This is a genomic window from Lentibacillus cibarius (assembly GCF_005887555.1).
In the GTDB taxonomy this organism is placed as follows: Bacteria; Bacillota; Bacilli; order Bacillales; family Amphibacillaceae; genus Lentibacillus; species Lentibacillus cibarius.
Genome location: NZ_VCIA01000001.1, coordinates 2,195,355 through 2,219,240 on the forward strand (window position 1 = coordinate 2,195,355; position 23,886 = coordinate 2,219,240).

General features: G+C 42.2%; 28 protein-coding genes and 1 other annotated feature. Of the genes, 18 read left to right on the forward strand and 10 right to left on the reverse strand.

The window, feature by feature from the left end; all coding sequences use genetic code 11:
• Positions 1-2: 2 nt before the first annotated feature.
• Together hisG and FFL34_RS10655 are read right to left on the reverse strand one after the other, a co-directional pair.
• On the reverse strand, positions 3-629 hold the full coding sequence (gene hisG / locus FFL34_RS10650) for an ATP phosphoribosyltransferase (protein WP_138603430.1): 627 nt from the start codon (positions 627-629) through the stop codon (positions 3-5).
• The gene (locus FFL34_RS10655; RefSeq protein WP_138603431.1) at positions 630-1,871 is read right to left on the reverse strand and encodes an ATP phosphoribosyltransferase regulatory subunit; all 1,242 of its coding nucleotides are present in this window, start codon (positions 1,869-1,871) and stop codon (positions 630-632) included.
• Positions 1,872-2,122: 251 nt separating this feature from the next.
• Between FFL34_RS10655 and FFL34_RS10660 the strand changes: the two genes are divergently transcribed.
• On the forward strand, positions 2,123-2,503 hold the full coding sequence (locus FFL34_RS10660) for a YbaN family protein (protein WP_138603432.1): 381 nt from the start codon (positions 2,123-2,125) through the stop codon (positions 2,501-2,503).
• Positions 2,504-2,686: 183 nt separating this feature from the next.
• On the forward strand, positions 2,687-3,610 hold the full coding sequence (gene murB / locus FFL34_RS10665; RefSeq protein WP_138603433.1) for a UDP-N-acetylmuramate dehydrogenase: 924 nt from the start codon (positions 2,687-2,689) through the stop codon (positions 3,608-3,610).
• An 88-nt stretch (positions 3,611-3,698) separates the two neighbouring features.
• On the opposite strand, the gene ehuA is transcribed toward murB, so the two are convergent.
• The 4 genes from ehuA to ehuB form a co-directional block, all read right to left on the reverse strand.
• Positions 3,699-4,469: an ectoine/hydroxyectoine ABC transporter ATP-binding protein EhuA gene (gene ehuA, locus FFL34_RS10670; protein ID WP_138603434.1), complete on the reverse strand. Its 771-nt coding sequence runs from the start codon at positions 4,467-4,469 to the stop codon at positions 3,699-3,701.
• The gene (gene ehuD, locus FFL34_RS10675) at positions 4,466-5,200 is read right to left on the reverse strand and encodes an ectoine/hydroxyectoine ABC transporter permease subunit EhuD (protein WP_138603435.1); all 735 of its coding nucleotides are present in this window, start codon (positions 5,198-5,200) and stop codon (positions 4,466-4,468) included. Before ehuD ends, ehuA begins: the two co-directional genes overlap by 4 nt.
• Complete coding sequence (ehuC, locus tag FFL34_RS10680; RefSeq protein ID WP_138604721.1) at positions 5,197-5,859, reverse strand: ectoine/hydroxyectoine ABC transporter permease subunit EhuC; 663 nt, start codon at positions 5,857-5,859, stop codon at positions 5,197-5,199. Before ehuC ends, ehuD begins: the two co-directional genes overlap by 4 nt.
• A 135-nt stretch (positions 5,860-5,994) precedes the next feature.
• Positions 5,995-6,903 (reverse strand): ectoine/hydroxyectoine ABC transporter substrate-binding protein EhuB, encoded by a 909-nt coding sequence (gene ehuB / locus FFL34_RS10685; RefSeq protein ID WP_138603436.1) that lies wholly within the window; start codon positions 6,901-6,903, stop codon positions 5,995-5,997.
• 463 nt (positions 6,904-7,366) lie between these two features.
• Here ehuB and ytzI point away from each other — a divergent pair, with 463 nt between their 5' ends.
• The 8 genes from ytzI (at position 7,367) to FFL34_RS10725 (ending at position 14,101) form a co-directional block, all read left to right on the forward strand.
• Entirely contained in the window at positions 7,367-7,522 is a 156-nt protein-coding gene (ytzI, locus tag FFL34_RS10690) for a YtzI protein (protein WP_138603437.1), read from the forward strand.
• Positions 7,523-7,625: 103 nt separating this feature from the next.
• Entirely contained in the window at positions 7,626-8,111 is a 486-nt protein-coding gene (locus tag FFL34_RS10695; RefSeq protein WP_138603438.1) for a DUF456 domain-containing protein, read from the forward strand.
• Positions 8,112-8,132: 21 nt separating this feature from the next.
• A complete protein-coding gene (thiD, locus tag FFL34_RS10700; RefSeq protein WP_138603439.1) occupies positions 8,133-8,966 on the forward strand; it encodes a bifunctional hydroxymethylpyrimidine kinase/phosphomethylpyrimidine kinase in 834 nt (277 codons plus the stop codon).
• Positions 8,967-9,103: 137 nt separating this feature from the next.
• Positions 9,104-9,643, forward strand: coding sequence for a GNAT family N-acetyltransferase (locus tag FFL34_RS10705; RefSeq protein ID WP_171046343.1), 540 nt, complete (start codon positions 9,104-9,106; stop codon positions 9,641-9,643).
• A 37-nt stretch (positions 9,644-9,680) separates the two neighbouring features.
• Positions 9,681-9,903: a binding site (T-box leader), on the forward strand.
• Positions 9,904-9,955: 52 nt separating this feature from the next.
• Positions 9,956-11,395, forward strand: coding sequence for a proline--tRNA ligase (gene proS / locus FFL34_RS10710; RefSeq protein WP_138603441.1), 1,440 nt, complete (start codon positions 9,956-9,958; stop codon positions 11,393-11,395).
• A gap of 477 nt (positions 11,396-11,872) precedes the next feature.
• Positions 11,873-12,688: a transporter substrate-binding domain-containing protein gene (locus FFL34_RS10715; RefSeq protein ID WP_138603442.1), complete on the forward strand. Its 816-nt coding sequence runs from the start codon at positions 11,873-11,875 to the stop codon at positions 12,686-12,688.
• Between the two features lie 35 nt (positions 12,689-12,723).
• Positions 12,724-13,383, forward strand: coding sequence for an amino acid ABC transporter permease (locus tag FFL34_RS10720; protein WP_138603443.1), 660 nt, complete (start codon positions 12,724-12,726; stop codon positions 13,381-13,383).
• The gene (locus tag FFL34_RS10725; RefSeq protein ID WP_138603444.1) at positions 13,376-14,101 is read left to right on the forward strand and encodes an amino acid ABC transporter ATP-binding protein; all 726 of its coding nucleotides are present in this window, start codon (positions 13,376-13,378) and stop codon (positions 14,099-14,101) included. Before FFL34_RS10720 ends, FFL34_RS10725 begins: the two co-directional genes overlap by 8 nt.
• Before the next feature lie 173 nt (positions 14,102-14,274).
• Here the strand turns inward: FFL34_RS10725 and FFL34_RS10730 are convergent, their stop codons facing one another.
• A complete protein-coding gene (locus tag FFL34_RS10730; protein WP_138604722.1) occupies positions 14,275-14,769 on the reverse strand; it encodes a glutathione peroxidase in 495 nt (164 codons plus the stop codon).
• 138 nt (positions 14,770-14,907) lie between these two features.
• Complete coding sequence (trhO, locus tag FFL34_RS10735) at positions 14,908-15,888, reverse strand: oxygen-dependent tRNA uridine(34) hydroxylase TrhO (protein ID WP_138603445.1); 981 nt, start codon at positions 15,886-15,888, stop codon at positions 14,908-14,910.
• A 336-nt stretch (positions 15,889-16,224) separates the two neighbouring features.
• Between trhO and FFL34_RS10740 the strand changes: the two genes are divergently transcribed.
• The 6 genes from FFL34_RS10740 to FFL34_RS10765 all read left to right on the forward strand — a co-directional run bounded on the left by FFL34_RS10740 (position 16,225) and on the right by FFL34_RS10765 (position 19,230).
• Complete coding sequence (locus FFL34_RS10740) at positions 16,225-16,425, forward strand: cold shock domain-containing protein (protein WP_199799053.1); 201 nt, start codon at positions 16,225-16,227, stop codon at positions 16,423-16,425.
• Positions 16,426-16,754: 329 nt separating this feature from the next.
• A complete protein-coding gene (locus tag FFL34_RS10745) occupies positions 16,755-16,955 on the forward strand; it encodes a cold shock domain-containing protein (RefSeq protein WP_171046344.1) in 201 nt (66 codons plus the stop codon).
• Positions 16,956-17,388: 433 nt separating this feature from the next.
• Positions 17,389-17,703, forward strand: a complete 315-nt coding sequence (locus tag FFL34_RS10750; protein ID WP_411712509.1) for a hypothetical protein — start codon at positions 17,389-17,391, stop codon at positions 17,701-17,703.
• The gene (locus FFL34_RS10755; RefSeq protein WP_138603446.1) at positions 17,703-18,173 is read left to right on the forward strand and encodes a GNAT family N-acetyltransferase; all 471 of its coding nucleotides are present in this window, start codon (positions 17,703-17,705) and stop codon (positions 18,171-18,173) included. The genes FFL34_RS10750 and FFL34_RS10755 overlap by 1 nt, the downstream gene beginning before the upstream one ends.
• Positions 18,174-18,279: 106 nt before the next feature.
• Positions 18,280-18,951 carry a TraR/DksA C4-type zinc finger protein gene (locus FFL34_RS10760; protein ID WP_138603447.1) on the forward strand — a complete coding sequence of 224 codons (672 nt, stop codon included), beginning with the start codon at positions 18,280-18,282 and terminating at the stop codon, positions 18,949-18,951.
• Positions 18,952-19,023: 72 nt separating this feature from the next.
• Positions 19,024-19,230 carry a zinc ribbon domain-containing protein gene (locus FFL34_RS10765; RefSeq protein ID WP_138603448.1) on the forward strand — a complete coding sequence of 69 codons (207 nt, stop codon included), beginning with the start codon at positions 19,024-19,026 and terminating at the stop codon, positions 19,228-19,230.
• Positions 19,231-19,412: 182 nt separating this feature from the next.
• Here the strand turns inward: FFL34_RS10765 and FFL34_RS10770 are convergent, their stop codons facing one another.
• Together FFL34_RS10770 and FFL34_RS10775 are read right to left on the reverse strand one after the other, a co-directional pair.
• The gene (locus FFL34_RS10770) at positions 19,413-20,198 is read right to left on the reverse strand and encodes a zinc ribbon domain-containing protein (RefSeq protein WP_138603449.1); all 786 of its coding nucleotides are present in this window, start codon (positions 20,196-20,198) and stop codon (positions 19,413-19,415) included.
• Between the two features lie 149 nt (positions 20,199-20,347).
• Entirely contained in the window at positions 20,348-21,664 is a 1,317-nt protein-coding gene (locus tag FFL34_RS10775) for a S1C family serine protease (RefSeq protein ID WP_138603450.1), read from the reverse strand.
• Between the two features lie 166 nt (positions 21,665-21,830).
• On the opposite strand from FFL34_RS10775, the gene FFL34_RS10780 reads away from it, so the two are divergent.
• Entirely contained in the window at positions 21,831-22,526 is a 696-nt protein-coding gene (locus FFL34_RS10780; RefSeq protein ID WP_138603451.1) for a response regulator transcription factor, read from the forward strand.
• Positions 22,523-23,842: a sensor histidine kinase gene (locus tag FFL34_RS10785; protein ID WP_138603452.1), complete on the forward strand. Its 1,320-nt coding sequence runs from the start codon at positions 22,523-22,525 to the stop codon at positions 23,840-23,842. The genes FFL34_RS10780 and FFL34_RS10785 overlap by 4 nt, the downstream gene beginning before the upstream one ends.
• Positions 23,843-23,886: the final 44 nt, after the last annotated feature.

A 23,886-nucleotide genomic window follows, 5' to 3' on the forward strand; every position in this document is an offset into this window, starting at 1 on the left:
TGTCACTCCAAACTATTTTTTAACGTATGAATGAAGGTGTGCACGCTGTCGGATTTGGTGGTGAAACTAGCTTTATTGACAATCAGCCGGGTACTAATTGCCTCCATTTCCTCTAAAACGGACAGACCATTTTCGCGCAACGTGCTTCCGGTTTCGACGATGTCCACAATTACATCTGATAGCCCAATGATTGGGGCGAGTTCAACTGATCCGTTTAACTTAATCGTATGGATCGGGATACCTTTTCGGTGGAAGTGCTTTTTGGCGGCATTCGGATATTTGGATGCGACGATAAGTGTTTTATTTGTATCCAGTTCCGTTCCTGTAAAGCCTGCTACTGCAAATTTGCACTTGCCGAACTGAAGATCAAGCAGCTCGTAAATGTCCGGTTGTTCTTCCATAATATTGTCCTTGCCAACGATCCCTAAGTCTGCCGCGCCGTTCTCCACATATGTAGGGACGTCGACAGCCTTAACGAAAATCAGTTGAATCATGTTATTATCGTCGTGGAAAACTAATTTTCTCGAGTCTTCTGTCAAACTATCGAAATGAATACCTGCTTTATTTAGCAGATTGATAGAATCTTCAGCCGTGCGTCCTTTTGCCAGCGCTAATGTAAGATAGTCCAATCAATTCTCCCTCATTTCTATTTCCAACAATGTTTTAAGATCATCTACTGTTCGAAAAGTTGTCTGTTTGCCCTGATGGTTTAGAAGACAATGGTCTGTTGTAATAACGGCGTTTCCCAGCTGAGACGTTTCCGGATAGGTACCGCGGTTGTTGTTCACAGTGACTACCCGGAAGCCGTCATCCCGGAGTGCACCGGCAGTTGATAAGGCTTGATTGACGCTATCCTGATCATAATAAATGATAAGCTGAACAGGAATTTCCATTTGTGGTGGCTTGCCGTCTTTCTCCAGCGCCTCCAATAAACGGTCGGCAAAACATCCAAAGCCGATGGCCGGCATCCTTTTGCCAAATTGCTCTACCAGGTCATTATATCGTCCGCCCATTAGGACAGGTTTGCTGGATTCGGTTACATAGCCTTGAAAAATGACCCCGGAATAATAGTTCATGTCATTGATCATTCCAAGATCGAATACAACAGCATCGTCAACGCCATACGCTTTTAAAATGGATGACATAGCTTTTAGATTTGTAATCGCCTGTTGCATTGTGCTGTTCATAGATATAGTTTGTGCTTTAGCAAGAACTTGTTCCGGGCTACCATATAACATCGGTATTGCTTCAACTGCTGTTGCCAATTCTTCGCCAATCGGTAAGTTTTTAAGAAAAGGACTTATCTCCGCCATGTTTTTCGACTGAATGAGCTCCTGCAACTGCTTGGATTGTTCCGGTGTGATTGGAAGTTGGTTAAGTAGTTCTCTGAAAAAACTAGCATGGCTTATGACGATTTTGAATTTATTGAACTGAAGATCTTTAAGAATGTGTGCGGCCATGGCTATGATTTCAGCGTCATTCTCATGTGTATTTTCGCCAAAACATTCAACGCCAGCCTGTGTCAACGCTTTGTGGCTGTTCTTATCGCCGGATACCCGGAATACATCCTGAACATAAAATTGACGTCGCGGCATTGTTTCGTTGGATGCCATTTGTTGTGCAATAGGGATTGTCACGTCCGGACGAAGAACCCTAACGTCACCTGATGGGTCAATGGTTTTAATCATATCGCGTTTATGGACTGTTCCAACAACCGTCGAATACAAATCGTAATCCTGGAAAGTACCCGTACACGTTTCGATATAGCCGTAAGTTCGAAAGCGCTTCTTTAGTAAAGGAATAAGACTGTTTCTCATGAGAAGTCTTGATGTGCTCTCGTTGTTTTCGATACCCATTTGAGAAGAAACCATGGCAAACCTCCATTCTGTTCGGTTTCTTTATTACTTTATCACTTTATTTAAGTAAAGTTACTTAATATTCTAATGAGTATTGCATTAACTGTCAACCCAAAAAGTCAAATTAAGTCCATAATTAATGAAGGCATTTTTATAGTGTTGATGCTATAATGATTGGTAGTGTTTAACGCCTGTTAACGGGCAGAATACCCCATTTAGTGAAGTCTCATGTTAAATCATTTTATTTGTATTGTTGGTGATTAGGGATGAAACAGCTAAAAAAAGCATTTCTGATCATAGCTGGGTCAGTCTCACTTGTACTTGGCGTACTTGGGATTATTCTCCCGCTTGTTCCAACTACGCCGCTATTACTGCTGGCGGCTGCTTGTTATGTGAGAAGCTCGCCAAGTTTATATGCGTGGCTAATTTCAAATAAATATTTTGGTTCTTATATACAGAATTACCGTAATGGTAATGGAATTCCCTTAAAAGCTAAGATGATTGGGATTTCCCTGTTATGGATAGCGATGGGGTACAGTATTTTATTCGTCATACCATTATTGTCGGTGAAATTTTTTCTATTTGGTATTGGGAGCTATTTTACATGGTTTATCCTTAAACAGAAGACATTGCGTAAGCCGGAGTGAAGTAGAAGCTCTTGGAACAACCTTTTTTCATACATGCACAAGGAATATCTCCGATGAATATGAATGTTATACAAAGGAACGACGGTTGTGTATAACGGTAAGAGAGTAGCAGTAAATTGATTGCCTTTTAGGATAGAACTGAAAATATAAAATGGCAGGCAGTATAGTAAAGGATGGATAGTTGTGGTGAATGATGAGCAGATTTATGAACGACTAATAGCAATAACATCGGCTGAAAATGTTTTAGTTGATGAATCTTTGGAGGACCACACATATACACGCTTGGGTGGTAACGCTGATTATTATGTGATGCCGGAAACGTATCAGGAAGTTCAGGATATCGTCAAACTTTCCAATCAGGAACACATTCCATTTACATTGCTTGGGAATGGATCCAACCTGATTATTAAAGATGGTGGAATCAGAGGTATTGTACTGAATCTTGGCCGTTTGACTGACATTAGTACAGATGGGATATACATGATCGCCCAAAGCGGAGCCCGAATTATTGATGCTTCCCGGGAGGCTTTATCTCATTCGTTAACAGGACTTGAATTTGCATGTGGAATTCCCGGAACAGTCGGTGGGGCACTCTTTATGAATGCCGGAGCATACGGCGGAGAAATTAAAGACGTTTTGGTAAGTACTGTTGTTGTGGATCGACATGGGGAATTGCTTACACTGACCGCTGAGGATCTTGACTTAGCATATCGTTCGAGTAATATTCCGGAAAAAGGTTATATTGTTCTGGAAGCAACGTTCGCACTGGAAGAGGGGGATGGTGATGCGATTAAAGCGGTGATGGACGATCTCACTTATAAGCGCGAATCTAAACAGCCGCTGGAATATCCATCATGCGGCAGTGTGTTTAAGCGGCCTCCGGGTTATTTTGCCGGCAAATTGATTCAGGACAGTGAATTGCAAGGCCAGCAAATTGGTGGTGCTCAAGTATCGTTGAAGCATGCTGGTTTTATTATTAATAAAGAGGGTGCGACGGCGACAGAATATATTGATTTGATCCACCATGTGCAGAAAACGGTTAAAGAAAAGTTTGATGTCAATCTTGAACGTGAAGTGAAGATTATCGGGGAAGACTCCGATCGGTAATGGGCTTTTTGTCATGGCTTACCGTATAAAAAACTGACTTGTCTTTAAGGCAAGTCAGTTTTTTGTACGGTTTGAAACTGATCATGGTTTATGACCGGAACCGGTGCAGAAAGCTTTGCAGCCGTTCATTGGTGGAGTTTTCTAGTACCTCGGCTGGTGGTCCTTCTTCGGCAATGACACCATTATCAAGAAAAAGGACTCGGTCAGCAATATCACGGGCGAATTCCATTTCGTGTGTGACCAACACCATGGCCATTTCGCCTTCCTCGGCTATATCCCGAATGACCTCCAACACTTCTCCAACCAGCTCAGGGTCAAGTGCTGATGTGACTTCATCGAACAGCATAACTTTTGGCCGCATCACAAGCGCGCGGGCCATCGCCACTCGTTGCTTTTGTCCGCCGGAAAGCTGGCTGGGGTAGTTATCAAGTTTATCACCCAGACCAACTTTTTCGAGCATTTCAATGGAACGTGCTTTTGCTTCTTGTTTGGGTATTTTCTGGACGTGGACCGGCGCTGTCATACAGTTTTCCAGGATAGACATATGAGGAAAAAGATTGAAATGCTGAAAGACCATTCCAATATCGCCACGAACCTGTCTTAAATGTTTTTCATTCGCTGGAACAAGTTTACCGTTTTTCTCCATGTGCCATAGGTGTTTACCATCAACAATGATGCTTCCGGATGTTGGTTGTTCGAGTGTCATCAGCATCCGGATGATTGTTGTTTTTCCTGATCCGCTCGGGCCAATGACGGCTACTTTTTCAGCTGGTTTGATGTCCAAGTCAATTCCGGTTAATACTTCGGTCTCACCAAAGGATTTATGCACGTCTTTGTAACTTACAATGGGTTCACTCATTGTTGCGAGACAGCTCCTTTCACTTCCTCAATCGGTTTGCTTCCGGTTGGTTCGCTTTTTTCGAAACGCCGGTTCATTTTTCGCTCTAATTTATTAATAAGTATAGCAGATGGGTAGCTCAAGACAAGGAACAGAATAGCTACAATGGTCAATGGTTCCAAATACCTGAAGTTTGCCGAGCCGTACGAATTGGCTAAATTTAATATACCGGCAACACCAATGGATGATGCTAAAGGAACTTCTTTAAACATAATGATTAAATAGTTGCCAAGCATAGGGATGGTTGGCGGAATCGCCTGTGGCAAAATAACTTTAGACCACTTTTGTCTTGCTGAAAAATTTAACGCCTTGGCGGCTTCCCACTGGCCTTTGTCTACTCCTTCGATTCCAGAACGATATACTTCACCGATATACGTACTGAAATGAATACCAAGTCCTAGTACAGCACTAGTAAATGGATCGAGGGTAAAACCAATAACAGGAATCATCGGTAATGCATAAAATATAAAGAACAGCTGAACAAGTGGCGGCGTTGAGCGGATAAACTCCATGATCCACGTAAACAACCACCTTAATGGTTTGATGGGAATCTGGTTAAGAAATGGCCAGACAAAACCAAAAATCAATGCAAACAAGTAACAAGCGATAGTTAAGCCCAGCGTAATACCAAGTCCTTGTATAATAATTGGGAAAGAGTCATAGAATGTATCCCATTGCCAATTACTTATCATTGGCTAGCCACTCCTTTCTTGGACACCTTTTCCATTTTTCTGGTCAGCCATATCAATGGCAATGCCATAATGAAATAGAATACAAGTATGAGAAAATAGATGGTAGGTGCCTGTGAAATATTGTTACTCCGCAAGATATCACCGTAATATAATATATCGGACATACTGATTAATGAAACAAGTGATGTTGCTTTTAGCATTTGGATGAGGTAGTTACCGAATTCAGGGAGCATCATACGGACTGCCTGAGGAAAAATGACTAGCCGCATGCGCTGAAATGGTGACATATTCAGTGCAGTTGCAGCTTCTGTCTGCCCCTTTGCAACAGACAATATAGAACCACGGACAATTTCTGACATGTATGCCCCATAGTTAAGCGCTATGGCCAGTACACCTGCCCAGTAGTTACTTCCAATATCGATTCCAAACAAAATTGGCAATGCATAATAAAACCAAAATAATTGAACAATCAGGGAAGTTCCACGGAATATTTCCACATAAAACCTAGTGAACCCTCTTAGGATGGGGTTTCTGGATAGACGGCAAAATCCCGAAATAAATGCGATTAAATAACCAAGAATGACCGAGCCCAATAACACTTTAATAGTGATGCCAACACCCTGCATGAGATTGGGAAATATATCAGCGATTGCGTTAATAATAATCACTCCTTTATAGATCAATTTATTAATTTCAAAAAAGATAAAAGAATAGGGCCAGACCCCCTAGGAAGGGAGCCGGACCCTATGGAGTCATTGTCTGCTTATTCAAAAGTTCATTTCATTTGATGATGATTAATATTTTTCACCGCTGCAGATTTCTTCCGTTTTTATATCTTCAGGCGGTGCATTATATTTAGGATCGAAGCCATTTTTTTCTAACATTTCAGCAACTGTGCCATCATCAATCAGCTTCTGTAGTGATTCATTGTATGCTTCGCGAAGCTCGTCGTTATCCGGATGGAATGCCGCGGCACCATAGCTTGGAACGCCTTCAATATCCGGCTGTTCAAAGTCATTTACAAATTCCAATTTGTCGTTACCGGCAGATTTTAGCGCCATTTTCACGGTCATTTCTGTACCTGTCGTCGCGTCAGCTCGGCCGGATTCAACTGCTGCGAATGTGGCAGCGATATCGGATGCTTCTTTTATCTGGTCTTTCTTTACACCTTCAGTCTTTACATATTCAATTTCTGTTGCACCGGACATGATCGAAACGGAAGCACCGGTCTCTGCAATATCGGCATAACTATGCAGATCTTTGGGGTTTCCTTTTGGTACAATTAGTCCTTCTCCGTAAACCATTTCCGGTTCACCGAAATCGACATTTTTACAACGATCCGGGTTAATAGCCATTCCTGCAGTAATAACGTCAAATTTACCTGCGTTCAGTCCGGCAACAAGTTCGCCGAATTCAGAAACTTTTCCATTTACCGTATCAATTCCCAAGTCAGCAAAAACAGCTTGAGCAATATCTACCGCAGCACCTTTCAGCTTCCCATTATCATCCTGATAGCCATATGGTTTTTCATTCGCAAATCCAACTGTGACCGATCCTGCTTCTTGCAATTCAGTAAGTTTGCTTTTATCCCCACTTCCATCATTTCCGCTGTTACCATTCGTTTCTTCTGAGCCGCCAGATCCGCAAGCAGCAAGCAAAATTAGTGTGAACGCGAAAATCGATATTGCCAATAATCTCTTCATGTCCTAAATGACCTCCCATAGTTTTTTGGATAAACACTTGGCGTTAACACCGGTAATACGGCGCCCACTCTGTTTATCCGGATTTTTTAATCCCCCTTGCAATACGAGAAAGTGCTGTTCAATTCATATGTAAAAAGATTCATGATTAGTACAACTTTTTCACTGAAGAATAGTAATACTAGGGGGACTCTTTCCATCAAGGGTTTAATAATATGGTATAAGCTTTATAAAAGTGATTCAAATTTCATATTTTCCGATAATTTACAATAAACCCTCAATATATTGCGTCAGTTATATAAAATTAGTACATACCAAGATATACTGGCGTATTACGTGTATTACTTGTATATGCTCCAGATTTGTCATCATCACTAAAAAATTTATGGGGTGATAGGATTGAAAAAGAGGGTAATATGTTACAATGTATATATTATTGGACTAGTTATCTAACAGGGGGGATTGGATGACAGGATATATTATTGCTGCAATTGTTATTATGCTGATTGTGCTGGTGCTGGCCTTGTTTACGATATCAAAGGGCTACGCTTATAAGCATACGGTAGATGCACTGCCTGAGCAGAATGAACATAATGGGGATGCAGATAACGCTCATTTTTAATAGGCGGCGGGCTTTGCTCTAGCGTCAGAAAGTATAAATGTTAGAAGACCACATAAAAAAGCTTCGGTACTCTACTAGATATCATCAACTCTAAGGAGGGACTATGCTGGATATAATTATTTGGACCATTATTGCCGTACTATTTATCGGAAGTTTCGCGGGAATTATTTTTCCGATTATCCCCTCGCCGCTCGTACTGTGGGTTGGCTTTCTGTTATATCATTTTGTCATTAATGCCGATGAGCTATCATCCTGGTTTTGGACAGGTATGGCTGTATTGACGATTGTTTTAATCGCAGCGGATGTCATCGCGAACAGCTACTTTGTCAAAAAATATGGCGGAAGTAAATGGGGGGAACGCGGCGCTGCGGTAGCTGTTATTATTGGTTCATTTATCATACCGCCATTTGGTATTCTTATTGTGCCGTTTGTAGCAGTATTTGTGATTGAAATGATGCAAAAGAAAACATATGGTGAGGCGCTTCGGGCGTCTATTGGCTCCTTGATTGGTTTTCTTGGAGGTGCCGTTGCGAAGGTCGTGATTCAGCTAGTCATGATCGTTTGGTTTTTTGTAGCTATATTATTCTAATGATAGAAAGGATTATTGGTTATGAATCTTCCATCACGTGTTATAACAATTGCAGGGTCTGCGGCTGGAGGTAGTGCAGGCATTCAGGCAGACTTGAAGACATTTCAGGAGTTGGATGTCTACGGGATGAGTGTCGTGACAGCACTTGTTGCGCGGCACCCGGAAACGGATAAAAACGTTCACCTGCAGACAATTGAAGCAATCGAAGCGCAATTTGCAACCGCTGTAAAGCAAGTCGGTGTCGACGCGCTTAAAACAGGTATGTTATTTTCAGAAAATATTATCGACAAAGCGGCAGATCTGATTGCCACGTCAGATATCAATACGGTCGTAGTTGATCCGGTCATGGTCGGCAAGCTTGACTCGAAGTTGCTTGCTGACGATGCGATTGATGTTCTGCGAGATCGGCTTTTGCCTATGGCGGATGTGATCACACCGAATGTGCCTGAAGCATCCTATCTTTTGAATGGCCGGGAAGTGCATACGCTGGATGATATGAAGCAGGCTGCCATTGACTTACATAAACTGGGACCGAACTATGTCCTTGTTAAGGGTGGCAGGCTGAAAGGTGAAGCTATTGATGTTCTCTATGATGGCGAAACAATGACCGCTTTTGAAGCACCCCGTATCGACACGGAAAACACGAGCGGGGCAGGCTGCACGTATTCGGCAGCAATTACTTCCTATCTGGCAAAAGGCTATACGGTTCCTGAAGCAGTTCGTCTGGCGAAAAGTTTTGTTACAACGGCCATCGCATTTGGATTCTCCTATAATGATATGGTAGGTCCGACGTATCACGCAGCAGAACGTACGCAGGGAGAAGCCCACACGATTAAAGTGGAAAAACTGGCGTGACCGCTTGTAGCGTGAAGGTAAATCGAAGGGAAATCGTGTTTCATAGGAAAGCCCACACTGATTAGGGCGGATTAATTTGCTCTTTTCTTTTTCATTCGTGTAAACTGTTCTTGGAAATAAGGAACGGGGGGATGGATATGAAAGGACTGTTTAAACAGGATGCATTTCGTGATTATACGGTCAGAAAAGCAACAGATCAGGATGCGGAAACGGTCATCCAGATTTTGCGTGAAGCGGCAGGCTGGCTGGCCGATAAAGGAATCCATCAGTGGGACTATTACCTGACAGATGAAGCGATGCTGGAGATCAACCAGGCTATTAAAGCAGGCACGACTTATTTGGTAGAAAACCAGGAAAAACGTGCTGTAACCACCTTTAATCTTTCGCCAGAACAAAGTGAGCTTGATATTAGTGTATGGGGCAATCGGAATGATAGGGCATTATACCTGCACAGGCTGGCGGTTGATAAAAACTATCGTCACAAACGGATTGGGAAAGGCCTGTTGGAGTGGATCTGTGTCAATAGCTTGCTTGATGATGGTGTGATTCGTTTGGACTGTGTCGCGGATAACCCGGCACTGAATCAATTTTATGTGAATGCGGGGTTTACTTTTTCCGGTTACGTACGGGCGAAAGAAATCCAGTTCTCCAGATATGAAAGGCCTTTAAATGCTTGACTTTACTGCGGCATCCGTATATATTTAAACGTAAATACAGGAAACGTTGACGAGGAATAGTACTTTTTGTCGCCTTTTCCAGAGAGGAAATGGATGGTGAGAATTTCCAAAGGTGCAAATGGGAACCTGCCTTTTGAGTTCACCGTTCGAAAGCTTTTTGCTGTAAGAATGGTGCGGTTTTACACCGTTACAATATGAAGTGTGCAGTCTTTAATTAAGCCTGCAAACAAGGGTGGTACCACCAGACCTCGGTCCCTTATTAGGACGGAGGATTTTTTATTTACACAAAACGTTTGAAAAGGAGTGTTTGCATTGAGTAAAAACAATAAACAATTTGTTGAGAAGATCACTGCTATGGAAGATGATTTCGCTCAGTGGTATACAGACGTCGTTAAACAGGCGGAATTGGTTGATTACGGAGCCGTCCGCGGAACGATGATTATTAAGCCATATGGATTTGCCATTTGGGAAAATATTCGTGACCAGCTGGATCGCCGTTTTAAAGAAACCGGCCATTCCAATGTCTCCTTCCCATTGTTCATTCCGGAAAGCATGTTGCAAAAGGAAAAAGATCACATTGAAGGCTTTGCACCGGAAGTAGCCTGGGTAACAAAGGGTGGAGAAGAAGAATTAGAGGAGCGGATTTGTGTTCGTCCGACATCCGAGGTGCTTTTTGGCGAATATTATGCAAAAAATATTCATTCGTACCGTGATCTACCTAAGCTTTTTAATCAGTGGAGCAATGTCGTCCGCTGGGAAAAAACGACACGTCCGTTCCTGCGTTCGCTGGAATTTCTATGGCAGGAAGGGCATACCGCTCATGCAACACAGGAGGAAGCGGAAGAAGAGACGGCACAAATGCTGGACATTTACGCGGAAATCTGTGAAGACTACCTAGCTATCCCTGTGCTACGTGGCAAAAAGACCGAAAAGGAAAAATTCGCAGGTGCCGAATATACATTAACTGTTGAAAGTTTGATGCACGACGGAAAAGCATTGCAGTCCGGGACATCACACTATTTTGGAACAGGGTTTGCTGAAGCATTTGATATCCGCTATTTAAATAAAGACGGAGAACAACAACCGGTACACCAGACATCTTGGGGTATGTCGACCCGAATTATGGGGGCGCTGATTATGGTGCATGGGGATAATCGCGGTTTGGTAATTCCGCCAAGAATCGCACCGACACAGGCTATGATTGTTCCGGTTGCCCAGCATAAAGAGGGTGTTCTGGACAAGGCATACGATTTACGTGATCGGCTGCAGCATCTCGTCCGTGTCAATATTGACAGCAGTGATAAGAAGCCGGGCTGGAAATTCAATGAATATGAAATGAAAGGAATTCCCGTCCGGATTGAAATGGGTCCGAAAGATATTGAAAATGAGCAAGTTGTTCTCGTTAGGCGTGATACCGGCGACAAAGAATTCGTCCCGTTAAGCGAATTGGAAGAGCGACTGCCAGCCTTGTTGGAGGAAGTCCAGCAGAACATTTATAATCAAGCACTTACGCATTTAAACGAAACAACCACAACTGCTAAAAACATGGACGAATTCAAGCAAGCGCTTGATGAGAAACCAGGCTTCATCCAAGCCATGTGGTGTGGTGATCATGCGTGTGAGGAAAAGATTAAAGATGAAACCTCAGCAACATCACGATGCATCCCATTTGAACAGCACCATGTTTCTGACTCCTGTGTATATTGTGGAAGAGAAGCAAAAGAATTGGTCTACTGGGCAAGAGCATACTAAAGGATAAAATCGGGAATAGGATAAAAAAGTATAGATTAAAAAATCCGAACGATGATTCGAAGTTCTTCTGTTTGATTTCGAATCAGTTCGGATTTTTTATTGTATATGGGGTTGTGCCTGAACCAGCGGGCCAGTGGACATGCGGATGACGGACCAGAAATAATGGGATTAGGGACGGTATTGCTGATTGGCTCAAGTTCACAGAAAGTCGGCTCAAGTTGTCACAACTTCGGCCCAAGTTCACCATATATTCGCTCAAACTGTCACAAATCCAATAGTTTTTTGTTCATTTGGGTACTTTCGCAGTGCCTTCTTAAGCTGGGGGGGTGGATTTCCGGCTGTTCATTCCAAATCCGTCCGGCCAAGGAATGAAAACTTTAAAATAATGCTTGCCAATTTCATAGTTTTCATGTTATAAATATACACATAAGCTAATAAATATACAAATACGTATAAAAATAAAGGAGTGGAAAGATGATGACAAAGACATTTGGGAAGGTATTAGGTCTTATTAGTTTTATAACAATTATTTTGATATTGGCAGCTTGTGGAAATGGCGCTGGCAGTGAAAATGGCCCCTCGTCCGATTCATCTGATTCATCTAACGGATCCGATTCCGGTGAAGAAAAGGTACTTAAATTGGCTACATCAGCCGATTTCCCACCGTTTGAATCACGGACACCTGAAGGCGAGTTTGAAGGGTTTGATATTGATTTAGCAAACCTCATAGCCGATGAACTTGGCTATGAATTGAAGATTGAAGATATGAAATTTGACGGGTTAATCGGCTCTTTGCAGTCTAAACGTGTAGATATGGTAATGGCAGGCATGAGTATGACAGAGGATCGTAGAAAGAATGTGGATTTTTCCGCTGAGTATAATCGTTCCGGTGAAATGTTCATTTCTAAACCTGATGCAGGAATTGATAGCCTGGAAGATTTAAAGGGGAAAACAGTTGGCGTTCAGTTAGGGACTATTCAGCAAGAAGGGGCTGAGAAACTGAAAGATGAGTATGGGTTTGAAGTAAAAAAGCTGGATAGTGCAAATATATTAATTCAAGAATTAAAATCCAATCGAATTGAAGTTGGTTATATGGACAAATCGGTTGCTAAAGGATACGTAAAGGAACAGGGACTAGAAGGTTTTGATGACCCGACAACAAGTTCTCCTGGCATGGGTATTGCTTTCCCTAAAGGCAGCAAACTTGTTGAGGACGTGAATGATGTATTAAAGAAGATTGAAGAAAACGGCAAATTGGCAGAGCTTAAAGATAAATGGCTATCAGAGGAGTAATTTTAACAACTGAGACAGAGATGGGGTGTTAAGGCATGAATTTGGATTTTAGCCAAATTGTGCCATGGATTCCCTTTATGCTGGAAGGGATATGGGTCACATTAAAATTTGTCAGTGTATGTATCGTTGTTGGCTTTTTCATAGGGACGCTGCTGGCCTTGTGCAAAATAGCTAACATTCGGGTTTTAAAAGCTATCGCGGATGTGTATACATCCATCTTCCGCGGGACCCCGCTGATTTTACAGCTGATGATTATTTACTTTGCGATTCCGCAATTAATCGGTTATGATATATCACCGTTTTTATCAGCAATAGCGGCGTTTGGACTCAATTCAGCTGCCTATGTATCGGAAATCATTCGTGCCGGCATACAAGCGGTGGACAAAGGTCAGACAGAAGCGGCGGAAGCCTTGGGTGTGCCGTATAAACCGATGATGCTGCAGATTATTTTGCCACAGGCGTTAAAAAACATTTTACCTGCACTGATGAATGAATTTATAACGTTGACAAAGGAATCGGCCATTGTGTCGACAATTGGTTATCTTGATTTAATGCGCCGGGCACAAGTTGTTGGGTCGGAACTCTACCGGCAATTCGAGCCGCTCCTGTTTGCAGGTCTTATTTACTGGGTTATGGTGTACGTGTTGACACAGGCCGGAAAGGTAGTAGAACGGAGGCTTCAGTACAATGATTAAAGTAGACCATCTATCCAAAGCATTTGACGGGACAACTGTCCTGAACAATATATCGACTACCATTGAAAAAGGAGAAGTCGTTGCCGTTATCGGGCCTTCCGGATCAGGAAAATCTACCTTTCTTCGGTGCCTGAATCTATTAGAAGAGCCAACGAATGGAAGCATCTGGGTCAAAGAGCAGGAAATCACCGGTCCAGCTGTTTCTAAAATGGACGTACGCAAACAGATCGGGATGGTGTTTCAGCATTTTCATTTGTTTCCGCATATGACTGTTTTAGAAAACGTTACGTATGCGCCAAGAAAAGTAAATCATCGCAGTAAAGATGAAGCAGAGACCCAGGCGAAAGATTTGATTGCCAAAGTCGGCCTATCGGACAAACTAGACGCTTATCCGAATAGGCTGTCCGGCGGGCAAAAACAGCGTGTTGCCATAGCTAGGGCCTTAGCGATGGAACCTGAGGTCATGTTGTTTGACGAACCGACATCGGCACTGGATCCGGAAATGGTCAATGAAGTGCTCGAGGTGATGAAGGATCTGGCACAAACGACCGGGATGACGATGGTGATTGTGACGCATGAAATGGGGTTTGCCAGAGAGGCAGCTGACCGTATCCTGTTTCTTGATGAGGGACAATTGATGGAAGAGGCTGATCCGAGCACCTTTTTCGAGCAGCCTAGTTCAGACCGGGCAAAAGAATTTCTGAATAAAATATTATAGAAACAAAGGCGCAAGCGTCCTTGCAGGCTAAAGTCGTCACGTCCTGTGCCAACACCGGCACTAGTATGTCCTGTACGTCGGGGCCGGACGTGGCTTAACTTTTCCAGTAAAAATTGTTTCGCTTCATTTTATACATTCTTATCCCTGAATACAGGCTGTCCCGATGATTATAATCAGGACAGCTTTTTGTCTGTGGGAAGCAGTTGTTCGATATCTGTTTTTAATTTTTCTGGTTTGGTCTGGGGCGCAAAACGGTTGACAACGTTACCGTGTTGGTCAATGAGGAACTTGGTGAAATTCCACTTTATTTGCTTGGTGACAATCCCTTTTGCCTGTTCTGTCAGGTAAGTAAACAGTGGATGAGCGTTATTTCCTTTTACGTCAATCTTACTGAACATCGGAAATGTCACACCGTAATTCTGCTTACAGAAAACTGAAATGTCGTCATCTGATCCAGGGTCTTGCTGGTTAAATTGATTGCACGGAAATCCAAGCACCGTAAATCCTTGTTTCCTGTAGTCGTCGTATAACTTTTGAAGGCCTTCCAACTGCGGTGTGAATCCGCATTCGCTGGCTGTGTTGACGATGAGAAGTACGTTGTCTTGAAAGTCGGCCAGTGATTGTTCATTTCCATCCATTGTTCTAGCAGAAAATTCATAAATACAAATGGAGACCACCTCCTTATTGTAAAGTTTAACATTTTATCCAAAATATATAGACAAGAAGCGCTTGCTAAAATCATTTTAGTTAGGACGGAGCAGTTAATCATTAAAAAAACCGGCCTCCGCCGGTTTTTTCTTTAACAATTATGCTTTTTGTTTCGTTTGTTTTTCTTGTTCAATGATGGCAAGTCTGCGATCGATTTCTTCTTGGGATAAACTATGCTCTCTAACATACAGATTGTCCCGGCTTACCCGGCACTCATGGGTACAGCCACGCATATACTTGTGCTCATTTTCTTCGGAACAAATAATTTGTTTGTTACATGGTGGGTTTGCGCAGTTTACGTAGCGCTCGCATGGCTGCCCGTCGAAATAATCTCTGCCGACAACCACGTGTTCTTGTTGGTTAATTGGCACAGAAATGCGCTCATCAAATACATAGCATTTACCGTCCCAGAGCTCGCCCTGAACTTCCGGGTCTTTGCCATAAGTGACGATACCACCGTCTAATTGATTGACATCTTCAATGCCTTCCTCCATTAGCCATCCGGTGAATTTTTCACAGCGGATACCACCAGTGCAATAAGTTAGCACTTTTTTGCCTTCTAGTTGATCCTTGTTTTTGCGAATCCAATCCGGCAACTCACGGAACGTTTCGATATCGGGGCGGATGGCACCACGAAAATGTCCGAGGTCATATTCATAATCATTACGCGTATCCAGTATAATCGTGTCTTCTTCCTGCATCGCTTCATAAAATTCTTTCGGTGAGAGGAACTTGGCTGTCTTTTCAAGCGGGCTGACATCTTCATCCTCGTTCATCCTTAGACTTACGATTTCGGGACGATGCCGCACATGCATTTTCTTAAACGCGTGACCATCGTGCTTGTCGATTTTAAATGTCATGTCTGCAAAACGCGGATCATTGTGCATGGTTTCCATGTATTTTTCCGTCTGCTCAACAGTTCCGGAAACCGTTCCATTAAGGCCCTCATGTGCTACCAATATACGCCCCTTCAGCCCGAGGTCCTGACAGAATTCTAAGTGCTCTTCTGCAAATGTCTCCGGGTCATCAATCGGGACGAATTTATAGTACAGCAAGACTTGATAGTTGTTCTGTTCCATTGTATTACCACCTGTCATTTATATTTGCAAGATACAAATGCGAGGTTGATATGCGATTTTAAATCTTGCGCAGCTTATTATACCAATGTTTTGCTTTTTACTCAAATGGAATTCGTCTGCCCGCTTGGTTCTTCAATCACAAACAATTCCCCATAATGTTTAAAAAAATTCCAGCAATACCGATTTAAACCTTGCATTTATCTTAATAGCCGCGTATACTAAGTATTAGCAAATGACATTGAAATGAGTAATACTTTACGATCCCTTTAACAAGTGGTGTAAAGGTATTTATGATTCAATTACTTTGCACATATTTGTATAGGGAGGTCGTTTGATATGATGACTGGTACAGTAAAATGGTTCAACGCAGAAAAAGGTTTTGGTTTCATTGAGCGCGAAGAAGGAGACGACGTATTCGTTCACTTCTCAGCTATTAACCAAGAAGGTTTTAAAACACTTGAAGATGGTCAAAACGTTGAATTCGAAATCGTTGAAGGTAACCGCGGACCACAAGCAGCTAACGTTTCAGTTGCTTAATCGATTATGATATAAAAAGGTTTATCTCATTCATGAGGTAAGCCTTTTTTATTTAGGAGAGATTGTGTATCATATGTAGATCATCGAAGTCAACCCTTTATGTCATAGTCGGGAAAATAATGTCATCCTTTGTCATCATACTGTGTGCTGGTGAGTTTAGATAAATATTATTTGAATTCGGGGGTTGCAATTTTTTACGAAATAGCGTATACTAACTATTAGCAAATGAAATTGAAATGAGTAATACTTTACGATCTCTTTAACAAGTGGTGTAAAAGTATTTATGGTTCAATTACTTTGCGCATCATATTGTTAGGAGGTCATTTACTATGTTGAACGGTACAGTAAAATGGTTTAATGCAGAAAAAGGTTTCGGTTTTATCGAGCGTGAAGAAGGAGACGATGTATTCGTACATTTCTCAGCGATTAACCAAGAAGGTTTCAAAACGCTTGAAGATGGCGAAAACGTTGAATTCGAAATTGTTGAAGGAAATCGTGGCCCACAAGCAGCTAACGTAACTCGTCTATAATAAAGTATGTCTAGTGGGGTGACCTTACTGGACGTGCTGTCAATAGACGTTTTCCTTTGAAAAGGTTTATCTCACGTGTGAGGTAAACCTTTTTTTCATATATTAAAATGATATATACGGGTTTATAATGTTTCCTCTCCAGTGGGCATTGACGCTTCGCAAAACTGTGAAATGGAGGGTTTTCATGAATTGATTGTCCAACTGACATCGGAGGCTGAGGTGTAATGGGATGAGCGTGTGGATTTTTTGGTAAACGTCCATTTAAAATACGATGATGCCATGGCCATTCAGTTTGCCTAAGTACATGGATATATCAATGAAGGCGGTTTTGGCGTCTGTGAAAAAGAGGTTACGGAACACCATGTTAAAAGCCTGCCAGTTAAGCTCAAACAGTCACTAGTATTCATTTGGGTTTATGTTGCGAAAGGTGGGAATGAAAATCGTTTATAATGAAAAGGAAGAACAGATCATTGAACGCTACCGGCAGGATGAAAAAATGATGATCCTTGTGTATGCACAGTGGTGCGTTAATCACGATCTGGATCCGGAAGCACTATACGAACGAGCATACCCCGGCCAGCGAAAAAATGAAACATTGCAGGAAGTACTGGAGCGAACTGTCCCCAAACAGGAATCAGAGAAAATCGATGACCAGACAGTAATTCAAGCGTTGCAGGCATTTGGCAATGATGATCTCGCATTTGCTGTGCAGGAACAAATCGACGTTCGTAAAAGGGGATACGGATGATGGAATGGTACATAAAAACGTTTGATGAACTATCGAATGAGGAATTGTATGCGATTTTGAAATTGCGGGTGAATGTATTTGTGGTGGAACAAGATTGCCCGTATCCAGAGTTGGATGATTATGATCAGGCATCCATTCACTACTTCTTGAAAATTGGTAATGAGATTGCGGCCAATGTTCGGATTGTGCCGGCGGGTAAGAAATATCCGGTGGCATCGATTGGCAGGGTTGTTGTTAATCCAACATTCCGCGGCAATGGGTATGGCCGGGAAATCATGCGGAAGGCGATTGATTACACGGCCACGGTGTTAGCTGAACCCCGTATAAAAATCCAAGGACAGGAATATTTGGAGCGGTTTTACACTGAACTTGGATTTAGGAAAGTTTCCGATTCTTATCTCGAGGATGGAATTCCTCATGTCGACATGATTTGGGATGTGCTTGAGACTGAAGGTGAATCCACGAATTGACGTTTCTGGCATTAACATGTATTGGAAGCGTGGATAACGTATCAATCATTAGCATTAACACATAGTATGGTTAGCAATTCATTTTTTTGAATGGAGGCTGACGGCTATGTTGACAAATGATCAGCTTGAGGAATGCAAATCTGCTTTATTGGAACGGCAGAATGAGTTAATCGATCAAGTGCAAGGGCATTTTGGAACTACCCTTGAAATGACGAAACAATCGATGGACGAATTGTCCAATTATGATAACCACCCGGGTGATGCAGGAACAGAGTTGTTTGAGCGGGGGAAAGACGTTGCTTTAAATGAACATGCAGAGAAGGAATTAAAAGATATTAACGCAGCTCTTCATGCTATTAATGATGGTACTTATGGTATTTGCAGGGAATGCGGGTCGGATATTCCGTTTGAACGGTTAGAGGCTATGCCGACAGCAGACCGCTGTTTTGAACATGCAGAGAATAATCATATAATGAATGACCGGCCGGTAGAAGAAGGTGTATTTAGCCCAAATATTAATGCTGATGAGGTTACTGCTGAGGAACAAACGGCTTACGATGCGGAAGATGCTTGGCAGGATGTCAGTCGTTACGGTACATCAGAATCCCCATCAGACTTTTATGGTGACCGTGACCACTATAACGACATGTTTCCGAATAGTGACGAACGTGTTGGTAGTGTTACCGATGAAGAAAGCTTTCTCGCAGCTGACCAGGAAGGTAATTTTACTCACCCTGCACCAAATCATCAGCAGTATGAGGAAAAATATGATGGATAATTTTCCTAAAATGTTGTTCTAATGAAACTTGAACGATGTATTATTCGTATAGCTTTCTAAGAGGTGATAATGATGGAAGATAATCGTGGCTGTGTAAAATGCGGAAGCACAGATGCTGATCAAAAGGAAGTGGCCATGACAGGGACAGGCCTTTCCAAAATGTTCGATGTTCAGAACAATCAATTCATTGTTGTGTCGTGTAAAAACTGTGGGTACTCTGAATTTTATAATAAAAATAGCTCAACTGCTGGAAACATCTTTGACTTTTTCTTCGGTTAAAATAACATATGAAAACAAACGCTTGGTTGGATTTTGTAGACCAAGCGTTTGTTGCTTTGAAAAGCTTCTTTCCCGTCCTAAAAGGCGTCTCGAAACCGAAATGCCTCTCAAAACCAACGGAAAAGGTCTCAAAAAGGTCTCGAAAGACTAATGCTGTTTTGCATGCCGCTCTCATTCAATTGTTAGAACCCGCGAAACAAGGAGCCCATCATGTTGCCTATAACCGACTCAGCAAATGCTTGAGTGAACACACCAAACGCGAATATTGTCACCATATATAATCCGAGCAAGATGTAAATCCGATCGAGCCCTTCCGGGGGTTGCTCCATCAAGATAAATGTTGGAATAATTATTAATACGCCCAGGATACTAATGAAAATAAGTAGTGTAGCCAGTACAGAAAGCCCAATCAAGGAAAAGATGAGTGCAATCGCATAAAGGAGAACAAATGGTACCAAATAAGCTCCGTATTTTGCAAGCACATCGGCGAAAGTGATTGCTTGTGCTGCTAATTTTGCTCCGACAAACGTCAGTCCGGCTATAAGAAACTGAAATAAAACAAATACAATCAACGGCAGAATAAAACTGTCAAAAAATGAGACATTCATAAAAAATCCCGACGGTATGGACTGAAGAACAAAATGATAGCTAAAGGCAATCAGCAAACCGAAAATGAACATAGTAATTATGCTGGAATTGATATCAGTGTGATTTGCCTGTTTGGCGTTGCTTGGACCCTTGAAAAGAGTAACGAAAAAATGACTGAAATCTGTTCCAATTTCCTTCAGTTTATCTGTTGCATCGTCGCCAGCGTTGTCCTGGCTTTCTGAAGAACTGTCAGATGAAGTTGCTGTCAGATTGTCTTCCAGGTATTCCTCAGCTTTATTCGTTTCTGGAATTAATTGTGACCCACAATTTGTACAGAATTTTCCCTCTGCTGACTGTTGGCCACATGAAGGACATTGCATGATTTCACTTCCTTTTTAATTATTTTTCCCCATGTAAAGGTATACACGCTCTCTATTTAATACTATAACATGATAACGATTAAGGAAGAAAATGTGTGCATTAGAAAAGACTTGCAGCGGTTATAGCTGCAAGTCTGCAAAAGCATTGGTTAAGATTCTTTACGTTCAACAAGTTTTAGTGATACGGTTTGCGATTTTCCATTACGGTATATTTCCAGTTTTACTTTATCGCCGATTTTCGTTTCATTATACATGAATTTTCGTAAGTCAAGCAGCGAATTTATTTTGTTACCATTAATCTTCGTGATCACGTCGAATTGCTGGAGACCGGCATTGTCTGCAGGTGATCCGGTTTCAACTCTTGCCACGACCATTCCACCTTTAAAATCTTTCGGAAGTTGGATCTGATCTCGATACTGTGGTGGAACCTGATTGACTGATGCTGTGCTAATACCTATATATGGACGGGCAACTTGACCATCTTTTTCAAGTTGTTTCATAACTGGCAACGCAGAGTCGATAGGAATAGCAAATCCAATACCTTCGACTTCTCGCCGGGCTATCTTCATAGAGTTTATTCCGATGACCTCCCCATCAGCGTTGATAAGTGCACCGCCACTATTGCCGGGGTTAATAGCTGCATCCGTTTGAATGACTTCGGTTATCCAGTCTGGACGTCTGTCCCCATTGGTATCAACACTGATCGAACGTTCTAATCCACTGATAATCCCCTTTGTTACGGTATTAGCAAAATTCATTCCAAGGGGATTGCCGATTGCGACTGCGGTTTCCCCAACTTGCATATCACCGGATGAACCGAGGTTTGCAACGGTGTCAATTTTGCTGCCGTCAACTTGTAGTACCGCTAAATCGGTCAATCGATCGGAACCAAGGACCTTTGCCTCTAAACGATCATCGTTATCATTGTTCAATACAATTTCGACTTCGTTTGCACCAACTACCACATGTTCGTTTGTAACAACATAAGCCTTGCCGTCTTCTTTTTTATAGATAATCCCGGAGCCGGCACCTGTTTTCTCACTCTGTTCCCAAATACTTTGCTGCTGCATGCGAACAACACCTACGACTGCTTCGGTAGCTTCTTGTATGTTTCCCGCAACCGCTGCATCATCAGAAGAGATTGTTTTAGCGATATCTGGTGTGTCTGATTCACTTTCCGCCGATACTGCAGTTGATTCGCTGCTGTCATCGCTATCAACTGGAATGATGTTTGCCGAGAATAGAAGCGTAACAATGGCCGCCGATATAATAGCTCCCACCAGTCCACTAGTAAATTTACCGGAACCGGACTTCTTCCTTGTTTCTTTCTGGGTAGTTTTTTGCTTTGCTGTTTGGGCGATACCGCCTGCAGAATCCCGGCATTCCTGGCTGTCTAGTTCATTGATTTCAGACTGCTGTTGTTGGTTATGTTCATTGAATTCATTCTGGTTATCATTTCGTTCCATGAATTCATCACCTCTTGAAGGATTATGGTAATATTTATTGTAAGCTGTTCCTTTGGTATGATTTTGGTATATCTATGGCACAAATGTGTAAATTGCTTTTAGTATGCAGGTACCCTAAATTATGTAAGAATAATCATAAGAAATGCAATGGACGGAGGTCAAGTCTATGGCGAATTATATTGTTGTTGTGGAAGACGACGTCAACATCCAGAACATTGTCTCGGCCTATTTGAAAAAGGAAGGGTTCGAGGTAACGGTAACCGATTCTGCTGAGAAAGCATGGGAACTTTGGCAAACACAGGCTCCTGACATGTGGATACTTGATATTATGCTTCCTGGTATGGATGGCTATGACTTTTGTAAAAAAATACGACAGGAAACTGATGAGACGCCGATTATTATTATTTCAGCAAAGGATGAGGAATTCGATAAAATTCTCGGACTTGAACTGGGCGGAGATGATTATTTGACAAAGCCATTCAGCCCGAGAGAACTAGTCGCACGTGTCAAACGGGTGCTCAAGCGTACGAAATTAAAAGCAGGGGAAAACGATGCTTCTGATGACAAATTGAAAGTCGGTAACCTTCTCATCCATCAGGGTGAACGGAGGATTTTCTGGCATGGGGAGGAGCAGGATGTTACCACCAAGGAATTCGATATGCTCCTTCTATTTGCGACAAACATAAACAGGGCTTTCTCCCGTGAGGAGCTGCTCGTCAAAGTGTGGGGAGAGGATTATTTTGGTAGTGATCGGGCCGTTGACGATCTTGTTAAACGGATCCGTAAAAAACTCGCAGCGATCCCCCTGGAAACGGTCTGGGGATATGGATACCGGATGCGCAGTGATGAGGACAAACAATGAAACTGCAGTCACAGTTGAATCTGGCGTTTACTACACTGTTACTGGTCATTCTTACAGCGGCCGGGTTTGTCATTTATTCAATGATTCTTGATATGCTGATTGAGGATGAACGTGCTGAACTGAAACAAAAAGGTGAGCTGCTTGTTGAGGTGCTGAACGAACAATATGAATCACAGCCGGGTACGAAGGGGTTCCGTAATTTTCTGCAGAAGCAGGATTTGCAGTTGTTCCTCTATGACAGAAGACAGGACAGGGTGCTCTTCTCAACCATGCCAGACCGTTATGTGCAGGGATTTTCCTCGAATCAGTACTTTGCGGATAATCGGGAAAATTTATGGGATGCAGGTAGCAGCAAATTTGTAACGTCACGGATTTTGTTTTATCCGGAAAGCACTGGCCTTGAACTAATTTTATTAACACCGCTCAATGATTTACAGGCGATTCAGCAGGACTTTTTCAGGCGACTGGTGATTGTGTTTATCATTGGTACGATTGCAGCTGTACTGCTTAGTTATTTTTTAACGAATAAATTAGTCACGCCGCTTACAAAATTGAAAAGACAGCTAAAAAAAATCGAAAAGCGTAAATTTGATCAGTTAGAACCTATAAAGGCAACAGGTGAAATTAAAGAGGTTGAGCAAAGTGTCTATGACATGGCTGCTGAACTTGAACGGTACATGAAGTCACAGCAGACGTTTTTCCAAAATGCTAGTCACGAGCTGAAGACGCCGCTGATGACAATTCAAGGATATGCAGAAGGAATCCGTGATAAAGTCTTTGATGAAGCTGATCAGGAAAAAGGCCTGGAAATGATGGTAACAGAAGTGGAGCGGCTCAAAAAAATTATTAATGAAATGATTCTACTGGCGAAACTGGATAGTGACCAAACGACCTATCATCCAGAGGAAATACATGCCCAGGAACTGATTGACCAAGTACTGGACAGGGCACTGCCAATAGTTAATGAAAACAGCGTGGCACTGAATCATGAAGTGAACAGTCAAGTATACTTCACGGCAGATGCAGAGAAGTTTTTACAGGCGTTGCTTAATTTAACATTTAATGCTATCAGACATACCCATTCCAAGGTTGATATAACGGTATCAAAGCAGATGATCACTATAGAAGATGATGGAGAAGGGATTTCCAAAGAGTTACTTCCGCATATTTTTCATCGGTTTGTGAAAGGTAAAACTGGAGAGACTGGTCTTGGACTCGCCATTGCCCGAGCCATTATAGAGCAATCCGGAGGGAAAATAATGGTGAGCGATTCTGATCTCGGCGGAGCAAAATTTATTATCATTTTGCCTGAGTGAATAATTGTGATATAATAGGATAGTTTTGAGTAATCCCTAATATA

Coding starts and splice junctions, on each gene's coding strand:
- FFL34_RS10740 (WP_199799053.1), top strand. CDS start 16,225: ATGATGACTGGTACAGTAAAATGGTTCAACGCAGAAAAAGGTTTTGGT.
- FFL34_RS10770 (WP_138603449.1), bottom strand. CDS start 20,198: ATGCAATGTCCTTCATGTGGCCAACAGTCAGCAGAGGGAAAATTCTGT.
- FFL34_RS10695 (WP_138603438.1), top strand. CDS start 7,626: ATGCTGGATATAATTATTTGGACCATTATTGCCGTACTATTTATCGGA.
- FFL34_RS10655 (WP_138603431.1), bottom strand. CDS start 1,871: ATGGTTTCTTCTCAAATGGGTATCGAAAACAACGAGAGCACATCAAGA.
- ytzI (WP_138603437.1), top strand. CDS start 7,367: ATGACAGGATATATTATTGCTGCAATTGTTATTATGCTGATTGTGCTG.
- ehuD (WP_138603435.1), bottom strand. CDS start 5,200: ATGATAAGTAATTGGCAATGGGATACATTCTATGACTCTTTCCCAATT.
- FFL34_RS10725 (WP_138603444.1), top strand. CDS start 13,376: ATGATTAAAGTAGACCATCTATCCAAAGCATTTGACGGGACAACTGTC.
- FFL34_RS10660 (WP_138603432.1), top strand. CDS start 2,123: ATGAAACAGCTAAAAAAAGCATTTCTGATCATAGCTGGGTCAGTCTCA.
- FFL34_RS10785 (WP_138603452.1), top strand. CDS start 22,523: ATGAAACTGCAGTCACAGTTGAATCTGGCGTTTACTACACTGTTACTG.
- ehuB (WP_138603436.1), bottom strand. CDS start 6,903: ATGAAGAGATTATTGGCAATATCGATTTTCGCGTTCACACTAATTTTG.
- thiD (WP_138603439.1), top strand. CDS start 8,133: ATGAATCTTCCATCACGTGTTATAACAATTGCAGGGTCTGCGGCTGGA.
- FFL34_RS10745 (WP_171046344.1), top strand. CDS start 16,755: ATGTTGAACGGTACAGTAAAATGGTTTAATGCAGAAAAAGGTTTCGGT.
- FFL34_RS10720 (WP_138603443.1), top strand. CDS start 12,724: ATGAATTTGGATTTTAGCCAAATTGTGCCATGGATTCCCTTTATGCTG.
- FFL34_RS10780 (WP_138603451.1), top strand. CDS start 21,831: ATGGCGAATTATATTGTTGTTGTGGAAGACGACGTCAACATCCAGAAC.
- FFL34_RS10715 (WP_138603442.1), top strand. CDS start 11,873: ATGACAAAGACATTTGGGAAGGTATTAGGTCTTATTAGTTTTATAACA.
- FFL34_RS10765 (WP_138603448.1), top strand. CDS start 19,024: ATGGAAGATAATCGTGGCTGTGTAAAATGCGGAAGCACAGATGCTGAT.
- FFL34_RS10755 (WP_138603446.1), top strand. CDS start 17,703: ATGGAATGGTACATAAAAACGTTTGATGAACTATCGAATGAGGAATTG.
- FFL34_RS10750 (WP_411712509.1), top strand. CDS start 17,389: ATGAAAATCGTTTATAATGAAAAGGAAGAACAGATCATTGAACGCTAC.
- FFL34_RS10775 (WP_138603450.1), bottom strand. CDS start 21,664: ATGGAACGAAATGATAACCAGAATGAATTCAATGAACATAACCAACAA.
- FFL34_RS10705 (WP_171046343.1), top strand. CDS start 9,104: ATGAAAGGACTGTTTAAACAGGATGCATTTCGTGATTATACGGTCAGA.
- FFL34_RS10760 (WP_138603447.1), top strand. CDS start 18,280: ATGTTGACAAATGATCAGCTTGAGGAATGCAAATCTGCTTTATTGGAA.
- ehuA (WP_138603434.1), bottom strand. CDS start 4,469: ATGAGTGAACCCATTGTAAGTTACAAAGACGTGCATAAATCCTTTGGT.
- trhO (WP_138603445.1), bottom strand. CDS start 15,888: ATGGAACAGAACAACTATCAAGTCTTGCTGTACTATAAATTCGTCCCG.